General features: G+C 74.9%; 12 protein-coding genes and 1 pseudogene. 8 read left to right on the top strand and 5 right to left on the bottom strand.

Features of this window, described 5'->3' with window-relative positions; all coding sequences use genetic code 11:
- Positions 1-63 precede the first annotated feature (63 nt).
- From AB0O28_RS17540 to AB0O28_RS17530, 3 genes are read left to right on the top strand one after another with little or no spacing between them, the layout of a single operon-like run.
- Positions 64-708 (top strand): glycosyltransferase family 2 protein, encoded by a 645-nt coding sequence (locus tag AB0O28_RS17540; RefSeq protein ID WP_363641211.1) that lies wholly within the window; start codon positions 64-66, stop codon positions 706-708.
- Positions 705-1,367, top strand: coding sequence for a TIGR04282 family arsenosugar biosynthesis glycosyltransferase (locus tag AB0O28_RS17535; protein WP_363641209.1), 663 nt, complete (start codon positions 705-707; stop codon positions 1,365-1,367). The genes AB0O28_RS17540 and AB0O28_RS17535 overlap by 4 nt, the downstream gene beginning before the upstream one ends.
- A complete protein-coding gene (locus AB0O28_RS17530; RefSeq protein WP_363641208.1) occupies positions 1,364-2,050 on the top strand; it encodes a methyltransferase domain-containing protein in 687 nt (228 codons plus the stop codon). The genes AB0O28_RS17535 and AB0O28_RS17530 overlap by 4 nt, the downstream gene beginning before the upstream one ends.
- Before the next feature lie 75 nt (positions 2,051-2,125).
- Here the strand turns inward: AB0O28_RS17530 and AB0O28_RS17525 are convergent, their stop codons facing one another.
- From AB0O28_RS17525 to AB0O28_RS17515, 3 genes are all read right to left on the bottom strand, one after another.
- The gene (locus AB0O28_RS17525; RefSeq protein WP_363641206.1) at positions 2,126-3,124 is read right to left on the bottom strand and encodes an MBL fold metallo-hydrolase; all 999 of its coding nucleotides are present in this window, start codon (positions 3,122-3,124) and stop codon (positions 2,126-2,128) included.
- Positions 3,121-4,368, bottom strand: coding sequence for a M24 family metallopeptidase (locus tag AB0O28_RS17520; protein ID WP_363641204.1), 1,248 nt, complete (start codon positions 4,366-4,368; stop codon positions 3,121-3,123). Before AB0O28_RS17520 ends, AB0O28_RS17525 begins: the two co-directional genes overlap by 4 nt.
- Before the next feature lie 79 nt (positions 4,369-4,447).
- Complete coding sequence (locus AB0O28_RS17515; RefSeq protein ID WP_363641202.1) at positions 4,448-7,138, bottom strand: AAA family ATPase; 2,691 nt, start codon at positions 7,136-7,138, stop codon at positions 4,448-4,450.
- 158 nt (positions 7,139-7,296) lie between these two features.
- On the opposite strand from AB0O28_RS17515, the pseudogene AB0O28_RS17510 reads away from it, so the two are divergent.
- A pseudogene (locus tag AB0O28_RS17510) lies at positions 7,297-8,838 on the top strand (DUF2079 domain-containing protein); the annotation flags it as partial.
- Between the two features lie 39 nt (positions 8,839-8,877).
- Here AB0O28_RS17510 and AB0O28_RS17505 read toward each other — a convergent pair.
- Positions 8,878-9,396 (bottom strand): AraC family transcriptional regulator, encoded by a 519-nt coding sequence (locus AB0O28_RS17505; RefSeq protein WP_363641436.1) that lies wholly within the window; start codon positions 9,394-9,396, stop codon positions 8,878-8,880.
- Positions 9,397-9,696: 300 nt separating this feature from the next.
- Between AB0O28_RS17505 and AB0O28_RS17500 the strand changes: the two genes are divergently transcribed.
- A complete protein-coding gene (locus tag AB0O28_RS17500; protein ID WP_363641200.1) occupies positions 9,697-10,854 on the top strand; it encodes an MFS transporter in 1,158 nt (385 codons plus the stop codon).
- Positions 10,855-10,966: 112 nt separating this feature from the next.
- Here AB0O28_RS17500 and AB0O28_RS17495 read toward each other — a convergent pair whose 3' ends face one another.
- On the bottom strand, positions 10,967-12,121 hold the full coding sequence (locus tag AB0O28_RS17495) for a UbiA family prenyltransferase (RefSeq protein ID WP_363641198.1): 1,155 nt from the start codon (positions 12,119-12,121) through the stop codon (positions 10,967-10,969).
- Between the two features lie 117 nt (positions 12,122-12,238).
- On the opposite strand from AB0O28_RS17495, the gene AB0O28_RS17490 reads away from it, so the two are divergent.
- From AB0O28_RS17490 to AB0O28_RS17480, 3 genes are read left to right on the top strand one after another with little or no spacing between them, the layout of a single operon-like run.
- Positions 12,239-13,306, top strand: a complete 1,068-nt coding sequence (locus AB0O28_RS17490) for a 3-oxoacyl-[acyl-carrier-protein] synthase III C-terminal domain-containing protein (RefSeq protein ID WP_363641196.1) — start codon at positions 12,239-12,241, stop codon at positions 13,304-13,306.
- Positions 13,307-13,345: 39 nt separating this feature from the next.
- Positions 13,346-13,918 (top strand): isoprenylcysteine carboxyl methyltransferase family protein, encoded by a 573-nt coding sequence (locus AB0O28_RS17485; RefSeq protein WP_363641194.1) that lies wholly within the window; start codon positions 13,346-13,348, stop codon positions 13,916-13,918.
- Positions 13,915-15,021, top strand: coding sequence for an NAD(P)/FAD-dependent oxidoreductase (locus AB0O28_RS17480; protein WP_363641192.1), 1,107 nt, complete (start codon positions 13,915-13,917; stop codon positions 15,019-15,021). Before AB0O28_RS17485 ends, AB0O28_RS17480 begins: the two co-directional genes overlap by 4 nt.
- Positions 15,022-15,134 lie beyond the last annotated feature (113 nt).

Here is a 15,134-nt window from a genome sequence, read left to right as displayed (position 1 = left end):
CGGGCCGCAGGCGTAGTCACTTCGTAAGAACTGCGCGGTCCCTGCGGCCCTAACTTCTGCGGCATGCAGATCGATGTGGTGCTTCCCTGCCTCGACGAGGCGGCGGCGCTGCCCTGGGTGCTCGGCCGCATGCCGGACGGCTGCCGCGCCGTCGTGGTGGACAACGGGTCCACCGACGGGTCGGCCGAGGTGGCCGCCCGGCACGGCGCGCTCGTGGTGACCGAGCCGCGGCCGGGCTTCGGCGCCGCCTGTCACGCGGGCCTGGAGGCCGCGACCGCCCCCGTCGTGTGTTTCATGGACGCCGACGCGTCCCTCGACCCCCGGCAGGTGCCGTACGTCGCGGAGGGGGTGGTGAGCGGCGCCGCCGACCTCGTGCTGGGCCGCCGCAGGCCCGTCACCGCATCGGCGTGGCCGGCGCACGCCCGGCTGGGCAACCGGGTGCTCGCCTGGCGGCTGCGCCGCCGCACCGGCGCCCCGCTGCACGATCTCGGCCCGATGCGGGCGGCCCGCCGTACGGCGTTGCTCGCCCTGGGGCTGCGGGACCGGCGGTTCGGCTATCCGCTGGAGATGGTGCTGCGGGCGAGCGAGGCGGGCTGGCGAATCGGCGAGGTCGAGGTCGACTACCTGCCACGGGTGGGCCGTTCGAAGGTGACGGGGACGGTCCGCGGCACCGTGCGGACGGTCCGCGACATGTGGCGGGCGGCGTGACGCCGGACATCACCCGGGACGCGACGCAGATCGTCGTCATCGCCAAGGCGCCCGTGCCGGGGGTGGTCAAGACCAGGCTCACGCCGCCGTACACCGCGCGGGAGGCCGCCGCGCTCGCCGAGGCGGCGCTGCGCGACACGCTGGCGGCCGTCACGGCCGCTCCCGCCGCGCGCCGGGTGCTCGCCCTGCTCGGCGAGCCGGGGCCGTGGCTGCCCGCGGGGTACGACGTGGTGGCGCAGCGGGGGGACGGCCTGGCGGCACGGCTGGCCGCCGCCTTCGCCGACGCCTGGGCGGCCCTGCCCGTCCCGGCCGTGCTGGTCGGTATGGACACCCCGCAGGTCACCCCCGCTCTGCTGGCCGAGGCGGGACGGCTGCTGCACGGGCACGAGGTCGTGGTAGGCCCGGCCTCCGACGGCGGGTTCTGGCTGCTCGGGCAGCGCAGGCCCGACCCCGCCCTGCTGGCCGGGCTGCCGATGTCCCGGCCCGACACCGGGCCCCTGCTGATGGAGCGGATCCGCTCCGCGGGCGTGCGAGCCGCCCTGCTGCCCGAGCTGACCGACGTGGACACCGCCGCCGACGCGCGCGCGGTGGCCGCGCTGGTCCCTTCCTCCCGGTTCGCGGCGACGCTCGCGGCCCTCGGCGCGGACGTCCCCGCGTGATCAGCCCCCTGCTCCCGGAGGCGCCGCGTGCGGAACCGCCGCGTCCGAAGGTGCCGCATGCCAAGGCCCTGCATCCGGGGGCGCTGTACGCGGAGGCGCTCGACGGCGCCCTGGTCGAGGTCGAGTCGGCCGACGGCACGACACGACCGCTGGAGTCGTGGCGCTGGCTCGACGGCGCCGAGGGGGACGAGGCGATGCTCGCCCGCTGCGCCGACCCCACACTCGACGTGGGCTCGGGGCCGGGGCGGCTGACCGTGGCGCTGACGAGGCGCGGGGTGCGGGCGCTCGGCATCGACGTCGCCCCCCGGGCCGTCCGGCTGACCCGCCTGGCGGGCGGGCGGGCCCTGTGCCGCGACGTGTTCGGCCACGTGCCCGGCGCGGGCCGCTGGGGCACCGTGCTGCTCGCCGACGGCAACATCGGCATCGGCGGCGACCCCGACGCCCTGCTGCGGCGGGTCCGCGACCTGCTGCGGCCCGGCGGCGAGGTCGTCGCCGAGCTCGATCCGCCCGGCACCGCGACCCGCGCGCTGCGGGTCAGGCTGCGCAGGGAGGGCAGGGTCACCGGATGGTTCGCCTGGGCGCGGGTCGGGGTGTCCGGCATCGTCCCGCTGGCCCGGAGCGCCGGCTTCCGCCGGACGGAGGTGTGGACCGAGGCCGGCCGCTGGTTCTCCGTCCTGCGCTGACCCGGTCCGGCGCCCCGGAGCGAGGCAGGCCGGGCACGCGGCCGGACGTGGACGCCCCGTCACTCGGGGCCCGGTTCAGGGACGGGCGTAGAGGCGGTGAGTGGCCAAGATGTTGAGGCGGTGCAGATTCCGGCACAGGTCGAGCATGCCGCGCCGGGCGACGTCCCGCGGGATCCGGTACCACGCGAGCGCAGCGGACAGCGCCGGGTCCAGACCCTCCGCCCACGGGTCGGTGCACGCCGTCATGGTCTCCTCCACCGTACGGCCCGCCTCCACGGCGTGGAGGACTTCCTCGTGCAGCCGCTCGAGGTAGGCGATCAGCGCGTCGATGGCCGCGTGGCCGTCTCCGGAGGGTCCGTGACCCGGCACGATGGTCACCAGATCCGGAAGCGCCTCCTTCATCCGGCGCAGGGTGCCGACGTACGGCTCGGGGCCGCCCTGCAACAGCATGTGGGCGATGCCGGCGTGGCACAGGAGGTTACCCGTCCACGCCACGCGGGCGTCGGGCACGTACACCACCGTGTCGCCGGGCCCGTTCCCCGGGCCGAAATGCCACAGCTGCACACTTCGCCCGCCCAGGTCGATCTCGGCGAAGGCGTCGAACACGAGGTCCGGGGTGCGCCATCGGGTCACCGCGTCGAAGAGCGCCTCGTCGCCGTACATGTTGCCCGACCTGACCCGCTTCTCGTAGGCGAGGTCGGCCATGTTCTCCTTGTTGTGCCGCGACGACACGATGACGGTCGCGGCGGGGAACGCCATGTTCCCGAAGGTGTGATCACCGTGGTAGGTCGTGTTGACGAGGTACCGCAACGGCCGGTCGGTCAGCTCGGCGGCCAGCCCCTGGATCCGGTCGGACACCTCCGGGGTGATTCCCGCGTCCACGACCAGGGCGGCGTCCCGGCCGACGACGAGCCCGTTGTTGTCCTTGGGAGGGATGGTCGCCATCAGCGCGTGGACGCCGTCCGCGAGGGCGTGCGGGACCAGCCGCAGGCCCGAGGGCGACAGGTTCGGCCCCGAGTATCCGCTCGGCCGCTCGGCCAGCTCGCGTTCCGGAATGCGGCTCGTGGCGTTCATCCCTCGCTCCTCAGCAGCTGGGCGGTGAAGGGGTTGAGCTCGACGGGGCCGTCCTCGCCGATGACGACGGTGCCGCCGAGATTGGCCAGGCGTTCGCCGACGACCGCGTTGGGCTCGAAGGCGAAAGTCATCCCGGGCATCAGGGGAAGCCGGCCGCCCATGGTCGGCAGGTCGAACAGCCGGCCGTACCGCGCCGCCTCGGGCAGCCTGCGCAGGCCGGCGCCGAAGCCTCCGACGGGCCCCATCGGGTTGAGCAGGTGCACCAGCGGGTGGACGTTCCACGCGCCGGCGTCGCGCAGCGGACCCTCCATGGCCTCCACCAGGTCGCCGAAGGTGGCGCCGGGACGGGCCGCGGCCAGGCCGGCGTCGTAGCTGGCCCGGGCCACCTTCGCGCCGGTCTCGATGTCCGGGTGCGGCTCGCCCACGGCGATGGCCACCTGGTGCTGGGTCTCCTTCATCCCGAAGCGGCAGAACACCTCGGCCATGACGACGTCGCCCTCCTCGACGACGCGCGGCGCCTGGGGCCGGTAGGACCAGGCGGGCGGCCCCCATGAGACGAAGCCCGGTCCGGACGACAGCAGCATGCCCGGGGCGGCCAGACCGCGCCGGAACGCCGCCGCCATCCCCGCCGCGTAGATCTCCGCCTCGCTCACCCCCGGCCGGGCGGCCCTCCGCATGGCCTCGGCCATGACGTCGCCCGTCTCGGCCGAATACCTGATAACGGCGAGCTCCTCCTCGGACTGCCGCACCGTGGCGAGCAGGAAGCTCAACCCGACGGGTTTGAAGGTCACTTCCGGCAGCTCGGCCAGCACCTGGGACCACAGCCCGTACGGCATGATCGGGTTGATGTGGAACGGCGGGTAGGGGTCCAGCCCCAGCACCCCGACGGACGCCGCCTCCAGGCGGTGTTCCCTGAGGACCTCCGCGACGCCCGCCGCGTGCTTGGCCACCCGGACGCGCTCCGGAGGGATCCACAGCTCCTCGCCGCGTCTGCTCGCCTGGATGTGGTCGGCGACGGGAAGCGTCGACCAGGTCAGCTCCACGGGATCGGCGTCGCCGCAGAAGACGACGATCGCGCCGGGCCGGTCGTTGGTGAAGTAGGCGTCCGGGGCGAAGGGGGCGAGATCCACGCACTCGTGCTCGCCGTACGCGATGAGCGCCTGCACGCCCTCGGCTTCCATGATGCCGCGGGCGAGTGCCCAGCGGCGGTCCCGCTCCGCCAGTGAATAGGTGGGAATGCTCATGCCGCCGAGGCTAGGAACGGACGCGCCCGCGCCGCCTCCGTCATGTGACGGTAATGCCGGGCACGTCGGCGGGGTCCGCTTAGGTCATCACGAACCTGGCGAGTTCGGCACGCGAGCTGATGCCCAGCTTGGGAAACGCCTTGTACAGGTGATAGGCGACCGTACGCGGGCTCAGGAAGAGCTGCGCGCCGATCTCCCGGTTCGACGCGCCGCCCGCCGCCAGCCGCACCACATGGAGCTCCTGCGGGGTGAGCGTGGCCAGCGGGTCGCGGCCGTGGTCGCGGGGGGACGGCGAGACGCCGGTGGCACGCAGCTCCGCCGCCGCGCGGGCGGACCACGGGGCCGCGCCGAGGCGGACGAAGGTCTCCATGGCGGCGTTCAGCCGGATGCGGGCCTCGGCGCGGCGCTGGTGACGGCGCAGCCATTCGCCGTACAGCAGCTCCGTGCGGGCCTGCTCGAAGGGGTGGTCGGCCTCGCGGTGCAGGGCCAGCGCCCGCTCGTACGCCGCCTCGTCGCCGGTCACCAGCGCATGGCAGCGCTCCAGCACGGCGAGCGCCCACGGCTGCCCGATGGCACGCGCCCACGTGGCGAAGCGCTCGAGCGCGTCACGTGCCCGATCGGGGGTGCCCACCCGGACGGCCGCCTCGACGTAGTCGGGATAGGCGTACCGCCAGATGAAGGCGTGCCGGCCGGGCCCGCTCATGCGCTCGTCCATGCGCTCGAGCACCGACGTGTAGCGGGCCGCCCCCAGGTCCAGCATGATGGCCGCGTACGTGGCCCAGGTGGCGCCGGTCATCCACGTCTCGGCCGCACATGCCCGCGCCATCAGCCGGCGGCACTCCTCCTCCGCCCCGGCCACCGCCGCGAGCCAGGCGGAGACGCCGGTGAGGTAGTTGTCCCAGTACGGCTGGTCGTTGTCCGCCGCGATCTGCAGGCCTTCGCTCACGCCGGCCCGCGCGGCGCGGTGGCGCCCGTTGAGGATCTGCGCCACGGCCTGGAGCAGCATGGCCTGCGGGAGGCGGCCGACCCGCCCGGTCTGACGGCATTCGGCGACCAGGCCGTTCGCGTCCTCCAGCATCATGCGCTGCCGGCCGTGGACGAAGCCGAGGTAGGTCCTTATGGCGCGCAGCTCGAACGGGAGCGCCGCCCGATGCCCCAGCCTGGAGTACGGCATGCCGAAGACGGCCGTGTCATCGCCCTCGAGCAGGTGGACCACGTCCATGCTGAACTCTTTGAGCACGCTCAGGGGGCCCTCGACGAGCGGAGTCAGGTCCGCGATACGGCGGGCCAGGCCGAGCTGGTCGGGATGGGGAGTGCTGCTCCAGATGTAGACGCTGGCCATGCTCGCCATCGGCAGCACCGCCTCGGGGTCGACCGGGGCCAGGGCCTCGACGCCGTCGAGGGACAGCCGGATCGCCTCCAGCGGCCGGCCCGCCTCGAAGGCCAGCGTGGCCCGCACCCTCGCCAGCTCGGCCGCCACCGCGGGGTCGGCCGCGGGACAGACCCTGCGGGTGAGCTCCTCGGCGCGCCGCCGCAGGCCGGCGTCCAGGGCGGCCGCCGCGGCGGCGGCCCAGCGGCGCGCCGCGGCCCGCGGATCGGCGGAAAGCCGCGCCGCCCGCTCGTACGCCGCCGACGCCGCCGCCTGGCCGCTGCGCCTCGCGGCGCGGATCGCGGCCTCCTCCAGTTCCCCCGCCACCCGCTCGTCGGGCCCGGTGGCCACCGCCGCCAGGTGCCAGGCACGGCGGTCCTCGTCAGTTGCCCCGGCCAGGGCGTGGTGCGCGGCGACGCGCTGTGCCACGTCCGCCGCGAGCCGAGTCGCCGTACGCACCAGAGGGTGGCGGAAGGCCACACCCGTGGGGGTGACCCCGACCAGCCCCGCGCGTTCCGCGGGCGCGAAGTCGGTGAGCGAGACGCCCATGCCGTGCAGGGCGCGGTTGAGCGTGTCGATGTCGCCGCTGTCGTCAAGGGCCGCCACCAGCAGACATGACCGGGTCGCGGCGGGAAGCTCCAGGATCGCGGCGCGGAAGCCCGCCAGCACCCGGCCGGAGACCGGCTCGGCGCCGCCGAGGGAGAAAACCGGCGGCCCGATGGCTCCGGCCCGTTGCTCGGCGGTGAGCGTGCGGGGAAGCTCCAGCAGCGCCAGGGGGTTGCCCTGCGCCTCGTTCACGATCAGCTCGCGTACGGCCGGCGGGAGCTCTCCGGCCCGCTCGGCGAGCAGGCGCGCGGCCGGTCGCCTCGCCAGCCCGGTCAGCCACAGCTCCGGCTGTCCGGGGGCGGGGAACGACGTCCCGTCGTCGCGCGCCGCGAAGATCAGCGCGATCGGCTCGGCATGCAGGCGGCGGGCCGTGAACAGCAACGCGTCCGCCGACTCCTGGTCCAGCCACTGGGCGTCGTCGACCAGGCAGACCAGCGGCTGGTCGGCCGCCAGCTCGGTCAGCAGGCTCAACGTGGCGAGCCGGACGAGGAAGCGGTCACCGGGCGCCGCCCGGCCCAGCCCCAGGGCGCTCGTCAGGGCGTCCGCCTGCTGGTCCGGCAGCGCCGCGAGGCGGTCGAGCATCGGACGCAGCAGCAGGTGCAGAGCCGCGAACGGCAGTTCCGCCTCCGACTCGACCCCGCTCACCCGCAGGACGCGGCCGTGCGCGGCGGAGGCCGCGTACTCCAGCAGCGCGGTCTTCCCGATCCCCGCCTCGCCGCGGAGGATCATCACACCGGTGCGATCGGTCAGCAGCCGGTCGATCTCGGCCTGTTCCGCTTCGCGGCCGTGGAGCATGACGCATAGTCTGCCGCAGACAGGGGCGGGATGATCCGCTCGCGCATCCCGGCCGCTCCGGGCCGGAGGGAACGCCCGCCGCTCACGTGGCGGTTCCGGGCCGCGCCGTGCGGCGCCGCTAGGCTGCCGCAGGGAGCGGGCGGAAGCGAACGGGACGGATGGCGGGGATCGCGCGAGCAGTCGCAGGGATGGCCGCACGATGGTGCCGGGCGCGGCGCCGGGACCAGTTCGGCGGCGCCCCCTCCACCGGGAAACCCACCCGTGGGGACGTCGCCTGCGTCGCGGCCCTCACCGCCGCGGCCGCGGCGCTCTACGCGTTGTACTCCCTCATGACGCTCGCCCGGTTCCGGGCCGGCGCGTACGACCTGGTGATATTCGATCAGGCGATCCGCTCGTACGCGCGCTTCCAGGCGCCGGTCTCGATGCTGAAGGGCGTGCACAACGGGTTCGGACCGGGGTTCTGCGTGCTCGGCGACCACTGGTCCCCGGCGCTGGCGCTGCTGGCGCCGCTGTACTGGATCCACGACGGGCCCGCCACGCTGCTCGTCGCGCAGGCCGTCCTGCTCGCGCTGTCGATCCCGTTCGTGTGGGCGTACGCCTTCCGCGCCTCCTCACGGGCCTCCTCACGGGCCTCCTTCCGCTCCTCCTCGCCGGCCTCCTCGCCGGTCACGGACGGCCGTCGCGTCGCCTATCCCGTCGCGGCCGCCTACGCCCTGTCGTGGCCGATCACCGAGGCCGTGGCCTTCGACTTCCACGAGGTGGCGTTCGCGCCGCTGCTCACGGCGGTCGTGCTGGAGCGGTGCCAGGCCGGGCGCGAACGGGCGGCGGTCCTCGCGGGGACGGCCCTTCTCCTGGTCAAGGAGGACATGGGCCTGCTGCTGGCCGGGTTCGGGCTGTATCTCCTCACCCGCCGCCGCGGCCGGAGGCTCGGCGCGCTGCTCGTCGCCGGCGGCGTCGCCGCGACCCTGGTGGCGACGCGCGTCCTCATCCCGCACTTCGGCGGCAGGGCCGGCTACTACTGGGCGTACTGGACGCTCGGCCCCGACCTCCCCCGCGCCGTGGTGCACGCCGTCACGCGGCCCGGCGACGTCGTCGCGCTGCTCGCCGACCCGCCGCTGAAGCCGCGCACGCTCGTGCTGACGCTCACTCCCGTGCTGTTCACCGCCGTGCTGTCCCCGTTGGGCCTCGCTCTGCTGCCGCCGCTGCTGGAACGCATGCTCGCGAGCACGTACCCGAACTGGTGGACGCCGCGATACCACTACACGGCCTTCGTCGTCGCGGTAATCTTCGCCGCCGGTGTCGACGGAGCGCTGCGGGCGGCCGCCCGCTTTCCCGGCCGGCCAGGAAGGCTCGTGCGGGGATGGGCGCTGCTGGTGCTCGGCGCCGCGCTCGCGCTGGTGCCGTTCTTCTCGTTCGGCGCGCTGTTCACGCCCTCCTTCTACGCGCAGACCGTCCGGACCCGCGCCGCGGAGCGAGCCGTGGCGGCCGTCCCGGACGGCGTGCTGGTCGAGGCGGCAGGCTCCCTCGCTCCGGCCCTGTCGCCGCGTACGCGGACCCTGCTGTGGGACCGCACGCCGCGGGGGGCGCCGTGGGTCGCCGCCGACGTGGGGGTCAGGACCTTTCCCTTCGACTCGGTCCGCCGGCAGATCGCCCGGGTCGAGGCGCTGCGCGAGCAGGGCTACCGGGTGGTGTTCCGGGAGGCCGGATACGTGGTGCTCACCCGGTCGTGGCCGTCCGCCTCAGGACCGCACGTAGGCGTGCGGGGTCGTGCCGAAGGCGTGCCTGAACGCCTGGATGAACGCGCTGGGCCCGCTGTAGCCGCAGGCGGCGGCCGTCGAGGTCACCGACCGGCCGCCGGCCAGCAGGATGAGCGCGCGGTGCAGCCGCAGTTGGGTGCGCCACTGCGGGAAGCTCATGCCGGTCTCGGCGCGGAAGAGCCTGCTGAGTGTGCGTTCCGAGGCGCCCACCGCCGCGCCCAGCTCGGCGAGGGTCCGGCCGTCCGCAGGATCCGCCTCCAGGATCGCGGCCACGTCGCGCAGCCGGGGATCGGACGGCGCGGGCAGGCACAGCGGCAGCGCCTCGACCTTGCGGAGCTGGTCGAGCAGGACGCGTTCGAGGTTGGCCCGCTGCTCCGCCGTCAGGTCGTCGTCGCCGGTCAGGGCGACCACCACCTCCCGCAGCAGCGGTGTGATCGCCAGGACCGTGGGCCGGTCCAGTCGCAGCGGGTTGACCGGGGGGTCGAAGACCAGCGCCCGCATCTCGGTCGGCCCGTACGCCTCGTGCGCGTGCGCCACCCCGGCCGGTATCCACACGCCCCGATGCGGCGGCACCACCCAGTCCCCGACCGGGGTCGAGATCCGCAGCACCCCGCGGTGCGGGTGAATGAGCTGATGCGCGGCGTGGTCGTGCCAGTCGATGCGCTGGCGGTGGGCCAGCGGCACGCGGGACGGGCCGCCGCTACGCGGATGGCGGGTTGCCGACATGACTCGGCAGAGTATCGATAGTTCGCCGCCGCGGTCCTCCGCGATGCTCGATGGAGCCTCTCAAGGAGACGATCAGTGACACAGACATCCGTACGGGCGCCGGCGGCGCGGGCGACGTCCCCGTGGCGGCGCATGTGGCTGTGGGCCGCCGCGCACGCCGTCGACGACCTCTACCAGGGACTGGTGCCGGCCTGCGTGCCCTATTTCGTGCTCGACCGGCACTACGGCTACGTGGCGGCCTCCGGACTGACGCTGGCCGCGGCGTTGGGCAGTTCGATCCCGCAGCCGTTCATCGGCCTGGCGGTCGACCGTTTCCGCCTGGGCTGGCTGGCCGCCGCGGGCGTCGCGCTGGCCGGGCTCGGCCTCGGGCTGTCCGGACTCGTGGAGCCGTACGCCGCGGTCTGGACCCTCGTCCTGCTGTCCGGTCTCGGGGTGGCCATGTTCCATCCGGCGGCGGGCAAGGGAGCCAGGGAGACGGCGGGTGACAGCGCCGCGGCCATGAGCGTCTTCGCGGCGGGCGGCAGCGTCGGCTTCTTCCTCGCGCCGGTGCTGGCCACGCCCGCCCTCATCGCGATGGGCGTCGGCGCGACGGCGCTGTTCATCCCGCCGGCCCTGCTCATCGCGTTCGTGCTGCTCAGGAAGCGGCCCTCGGCCCGGACGGCGACGGCGGGCACGCGCGCCGGCACCGACAGGTGGGCGCCGTTCCTGGTCCTCACCGGCATCGAGATCGTCAGGTCGGTGACGTTCTTCGGCGTGCTCACCTTCATCGAACTGTTCTGGATCAGGCACCTGCACGCCGCACGCGGCCTCGCGGGCGGGGCGCTGGCCTCCTTCCTGGTCGGCGGGGTGGCGGGCACCCTGCTCGGGGGGCGGCTCGCCGACCGGATCGGGCTCGTGCGGACCGTGCAGATCGGGGGCCTGCTGGCCATCCCCGCGCTCGCCGGGCTGCGCCTGCTGCCGGGGCCCTACCTGCCGCTGCTGTTCGCCCTGCTGGCGGGCATCGCGATCAACATCCCCTTCGCCGTGCTGGTGAAGCTGGGCCAGGACTACCTGCCGAACCGGCCGGGCACCGCCGCCGGGGTCACACTCGGGCTCGCCGTGAGCGTCGGAGGGCTCGCCGCGCCGGTGCTCGGCGTCGCGGCGGAGACGTACGGCCCGCAGGGCGTCTTCACGATCCTCTGCCTGGTGCCGATCGCGGCCGTGGGACTCGGACTGTTCCTGCGGCGCGAATGACCGCCGGCGCGGCCTGGCCGCGACGCCGGCTCAGGCCGCGGATCAGGTTACGGCTCAGGCCACCTCGGGCCGCGGCTCAAGTGGCGGCTCGGGTCGCGGATCAGGCGGCGGCTCAGGCGGTGAAGGCGCCCGGCGTGACCGCGAGCAGCAGGACGTCGATCCCGGCGGCGCCGACGGCGGCGACGAAGGGCGCCGCGGGCACGCGCCGGCCGAGCAGCAGGCCGGCCGCGGCGCACACGGCCACCCCGGCGAGCGCGAGCCATCCGCCCGCGCGGGCCGGTCCCGGAGGCGCCACCACCAGCAGCGCGGACGCGGCCAGCAACGGCAGCGGCAGGAGAACCCGCACCCGGGCGGGGCCGAGGCGCTGCGGCCAGCCCCGCACCCCCGCGGCGACGTCCGTCTCGATGTCGGGAAGCACGTCGGCGAGATGCGCCGCGCAGCCGAGCAGCCCGGCGGCGAGCACGGCCCACCATGCCGGAAGCGGGGCCGGCAGCGGGGCGGGCGAGGAGGCGGACAGTGAGACGGACAGGGCACGGCCCGGCATCCCGGCCGCCACGAACACCGGCACGGCGCCGAACCCTGCGGCGTACGGCACCCACGAGGCGGCCGTGCCCTTGAGCCACAGGTTGTAGGCCCAGGCCGCGGCCACGGCGAGCAGGTGCGTCGCCCCGGCCGTCACGCCGCAGGCCAGCGAGAGCGGCACGCAGGCCGCCAGCGCGGCGAACGCCGCGGCGCGCACCGTCCCCACGGTCACCAGTCCCGCGACGATCGGCTTGGCGGTCCGCTCCGCCGCGGCGTCTCTGGCGGCGTCCACCGCGTCGTTGCACCAGCCCACGGACAGCTGGCCGGTCAGCACGGCGAGGGCCGCGAGCGCGGTCCCCGCCGGGCCCCACCCGGCGAGCGCCACGAGCGCCGCGACCAGGGTCGTCACCGCCGCGGTCGGGCCTGGGTGACACGCACGGGCCAGCCCGGCCACCGTCCGCGCCGCCAGGACCACCACCGGGGCCGCTGTCGGGACCGCCGCCGGGGCCATCGGGGGGTGTCCGGCCGCCTCGTCGCCCGTGATGTCGGTAATGTCGGCAGAGGTGGGGTTCCCGGGACGCGGGCCGCGAACCGGCACCGCGGCGCCCGGGCCGATTTCGGCCGCCTCGTCGCCCGTGATGTCGGCAGAGGTGGGGTTCCCAGGACGCGGGCCGCGAACCGGCACCGCGGCGCCCGGGCCGATTTCGGCCGCCGTGTCCTCGGGTGACGCCCCTGAGCCGGTCACGATCCCGAGCGTAACCGGACTTCGCGGATTAGGATCACGATCAGTCCCGTAAGGCTTGCAGCTCCCCCCAACGGGCAAGAGGGACTTGTCACGATTTCGCCAGCCTGAGGATGTGAGATGACGCGGATCGCGGCCGTCCATGGTGTCGTTCCCCCTCATCGCTATTCGCAGGCGGAGATCACGAACACCCTGGCGAGGGTCTGTCTCCCCCCGGGCGCCGACCGCCGGCTCCTCGACAGGTTGCACGCGAGTGCCCGGGTGGAGCACCGCAACCTGGTGCTGCCGCTCGACCAGTACGGCAAGCTCGACGGCTTCGGCACGGCCAACGACCTGTTCGTCGAGGCCGCGCTCGACCTGGGCGCGCAGGCCGTCACCAGGGCGCTGGAGGCGGCCGGCCTCACCCCCGCGGACGTCGACATGATCATGTGTACGTCGGTCACCGGCGTCGCCGCGCCGTCGCTGGACGCCCGGCTGGTCAACCGCATCGGGCTGCGCCCGGACGTGAAGCGGGTGCCGGTGTTCGGCCTCGGGTGCGTCGCGGGAGCGGCGGGGATCGCCCGGCTGCACGACTACCTGCGCGGCTGGCCCGGTCACGTGGCGGTCCTGCTCTCGGTCGAGTTGTGCTCCCTCACGCTGCAGCGCGACGACACCTCCACGGCCAACCTCGTGGCGGGGGCGCTGTTCGGGGACGGCGCCGCCGCCGTGGTCGCGTGCGGGGACGACCGCGAGCCGCCCGGAGCGGGCCGTGCGGCGGGGCCCGCCGTCGTCGCGACGCGCAGCCACCTCTACCCGGACACCGAACGCGTGATGGGCTGGGACGTCCGCGACGGCGGCTTCCGGGTGGTGCTGGACGCCAAGGTGCCCGACGTGGTCCGCGCGTACCTCGGCGACGACGTGCACGGATTCCTCGCCGATCACGGCCTGACAACCGGCGACGTCACCGCCTGGGTCTGCCACCCCGGCGGCCCCAAGGTGCTGGAGGCCGTCGCGGAGACGCTCGCGCTTCCCGACGGCGCGCTCGACCTCACCTGGGGATCGCTGGCCGCCAACGGCAACCTGTCGTCCGCCTCGGTGCTGCACGTGCTGCGCGACACCCTCGCCCTGCGGCCGCCGCCGGGCACGCCGGGTCTGCTGCTGGCCATGGGCCCGGGCTTCTGCTCCGAACTCGTCCTGCTCAACTGGTGAAGCGGCCGGCGGGAAGCCGGTGAGGAGGGAGAGGGACGGATGTCGTCCTGGCCCGTGTCGTTCTGGTACGTGCTGCTCATCGCGCTCGTCGCGGTGGAGCGCCTCGCCGAGCTCGTCGTCGCGCGCCGCAACGCCCGCTGGAGCCTCGACCGGGGCGGCGTGGTGTACGGCAGGGGCCACTATCCCTGGATGGTCGCCCTGCACACCGGCCTGCTGGCCGGATGTCTGCTCGAGGTGTGGCTGGCGGACCGGCCGTTCCTCCCGGGCCTGGGCTGGCCGATGCTCGGACTGGTCCTGGCCGCGCAGGCGCTGCGCTGGTGGTGCGTCACGACGCTCGGCCCGCAGTGGAACACCCAGGTCATCGTCGTGCCCGGCATGCCGCTCGTGACCCGCGGGCCGTACCGGTTCGAATGGCTGCGCCACCCCAACTACGTCGCCGTGGCGGTGGAGGGCGCGGCGCTGCCGCTCGTGCACTCCGCCTGGCTGACCGCACTGGCCTTCACCCTTCTCAACGTGCCTCTCATGGCCGTGCGCCTGCGCTGCGAGAACGCCGCCCTGGCCGCCGCCCCCGCGCACGCCGGGCCCGGCGCCGGGACGGGGACCGCGGCGTGATCGACGTGCTGGTGGCCGGCGGCGGGCCCGCCGGGCTGGCCACCGCGATCCACGCGGCGCTGGCCGGCATGGAGGCGGTGGTGATCGAACCGCGGCCCGGCCCGGTCGACAAGGCGTGCGGGGAGGGCCTGATGCCCACCGGCGCCGCCGCCCTGGCGGATCTCGGGGTGGCGGTGCCGGAGGGCAGGCCGTTTCGCGGCATCCGTTACGTGGACGGGCGGCACCGGGTGCAGGCGGAGTTCCGCGACGGCACCGGGCTGGGCGTGCGCCGGACGGCCCTGCACGCCGCGCTCGCCCTCCGCGCGCGGGAGCTCGGCGTCCGCGTCGTGCCCGGCAGGGTGGACGCCGTGCGCGCCACCGGCGAGCGCGTACGCGCCCGCGTGACGACCCGGCGGGAACCGGACGGGCCGGAACCGTACGAGCGGGAACTCTGCGGTCCCGAACCCCGCCGGCCGGAACTGGACGCGCCGGAACTGGACGCGCGGTGGCTGGTCGCGGCCGACGGGCTGCACTCGCCGATCCGGGCGCGGCTCGGGCTGGACCTGCCGTCCGGCGGCCCGCGCAGATACGGCCTGCGCCGCCACTACCGGGTCGCGCCGTGGACGGACTTCGTGGAGGTGCACTGGGCCCCCGGCGGCGAGGCGTATGTCACGCCGGTGGGCGACGACCTGGTCGGCGTGGCCGTGCTCAGCAGCGAGCGGCGGCCGTACGACGAGCACCTGGCGCGGTTCCCCGGCCTGCTCGCCCGGCTGGGCGGCCCGCCCGCCACCCCCGTGCGCGGGGCCGGGCCGCTGCGCCAGCGGGTGCGGCGGCGGGTGGCCGGGCGGGTGCTGCTCGTCGGCGACGCGGCGGGTTACGTGGACGCGCTCACCGGCGAGGGGATCTCGCTCGCGCTGCTGTCGGCCCGCGCGCTGGTCGGGTGTCTGCGGGCCGGCCGCCCCGAGGAGTACGAGACCGCATGGCGGCGGCTGTCGTGGCGTTCCCGGCTGCTGACGGCCGCGCTCGTGCGGGCCCGGCGGCATCCCTCCGCGGCCCGGATGATCGTGCCCGCCGCGCGGCGCCTGCCCGCGGTGTTCGGGGCGGCGGTGCGGTCGCTCGCCTGAGCCCCTACGCCTCCCGTCGTGAAGCGGGCACGGCGTCGTGAAATTGTTACATCCGGATTCACAGTTGATGAACGCCCGTTTTTATGGCTATCCAGAGATCCTATACACACTGG

Source organism: Microbispora sp. NPDC088329 (genome assembly GCF_040685655.1).
GTDB lineage: Bacteria > Actinomycetota > Actinomycetes > Streptosporangiales > Streptosporangiaceae > Microbispora.
Note: the sequence above shows the minus strand (reverse complement) of the source record. Positions and strands in the feature narration are given on the sequence as shown.

Excerpts from the sequence above, each read along its gene's own strand:
- AB0O28_RS17540 (WP_363641211.1), top strand. The coding sequence starts at position 64 with ATGCAGATCGATGTGGTGCTTCCCTGCCTCGACGAGGCGGCGGCGCTG.
- AB0O28_RS17525 (WP_363641206.1), bottom strand. The coding sequence starts at position 3,124 with ATGAACGCCACGAGCCGCATTCCGGAACGCGAGCTGGCCGAGCGGCCG.
- AB0O28_RS17520 (WP_363641204.1), bottom strand. The coding sequence starts at position 4,368 with ATGAGCATTCCCACCTATTCACTGGCGGAGCGGGACCGCCGCTGGGCA.
- AB0O28_RS17515 (WP_363641202.1), bottom strand. The coding sequence starts at position 7,138 with ATGCTCCACGGCCGCGAAGCGGAACAGGCCGAGATCGACCGGCTGCTG.
- AB0O28_RS17505 (WP_363641436.1), bottom strand. The coding sequence starts at position 9,396 with ATGCGGGCGCTGGTCTTCGACCCCCCGGTCAACCCGCTGCGACTGGAC.
- AB0O28_RS17490 (WP_363641196.1), top strand. The coding sequence starts at position 12,239 with ATGACGCGGATCGCGGCCGTCCATGGTGTCGTTCCCCCTCATCGCTAT.
- AB0O28_RS17485 (WP_363641194.1), top strand. The coding sequence starts at position 13,346 with ATGTCGTCCTGGCCCGTGTCGTTCTGGTACGTGCTGCTCATCGCGCTC.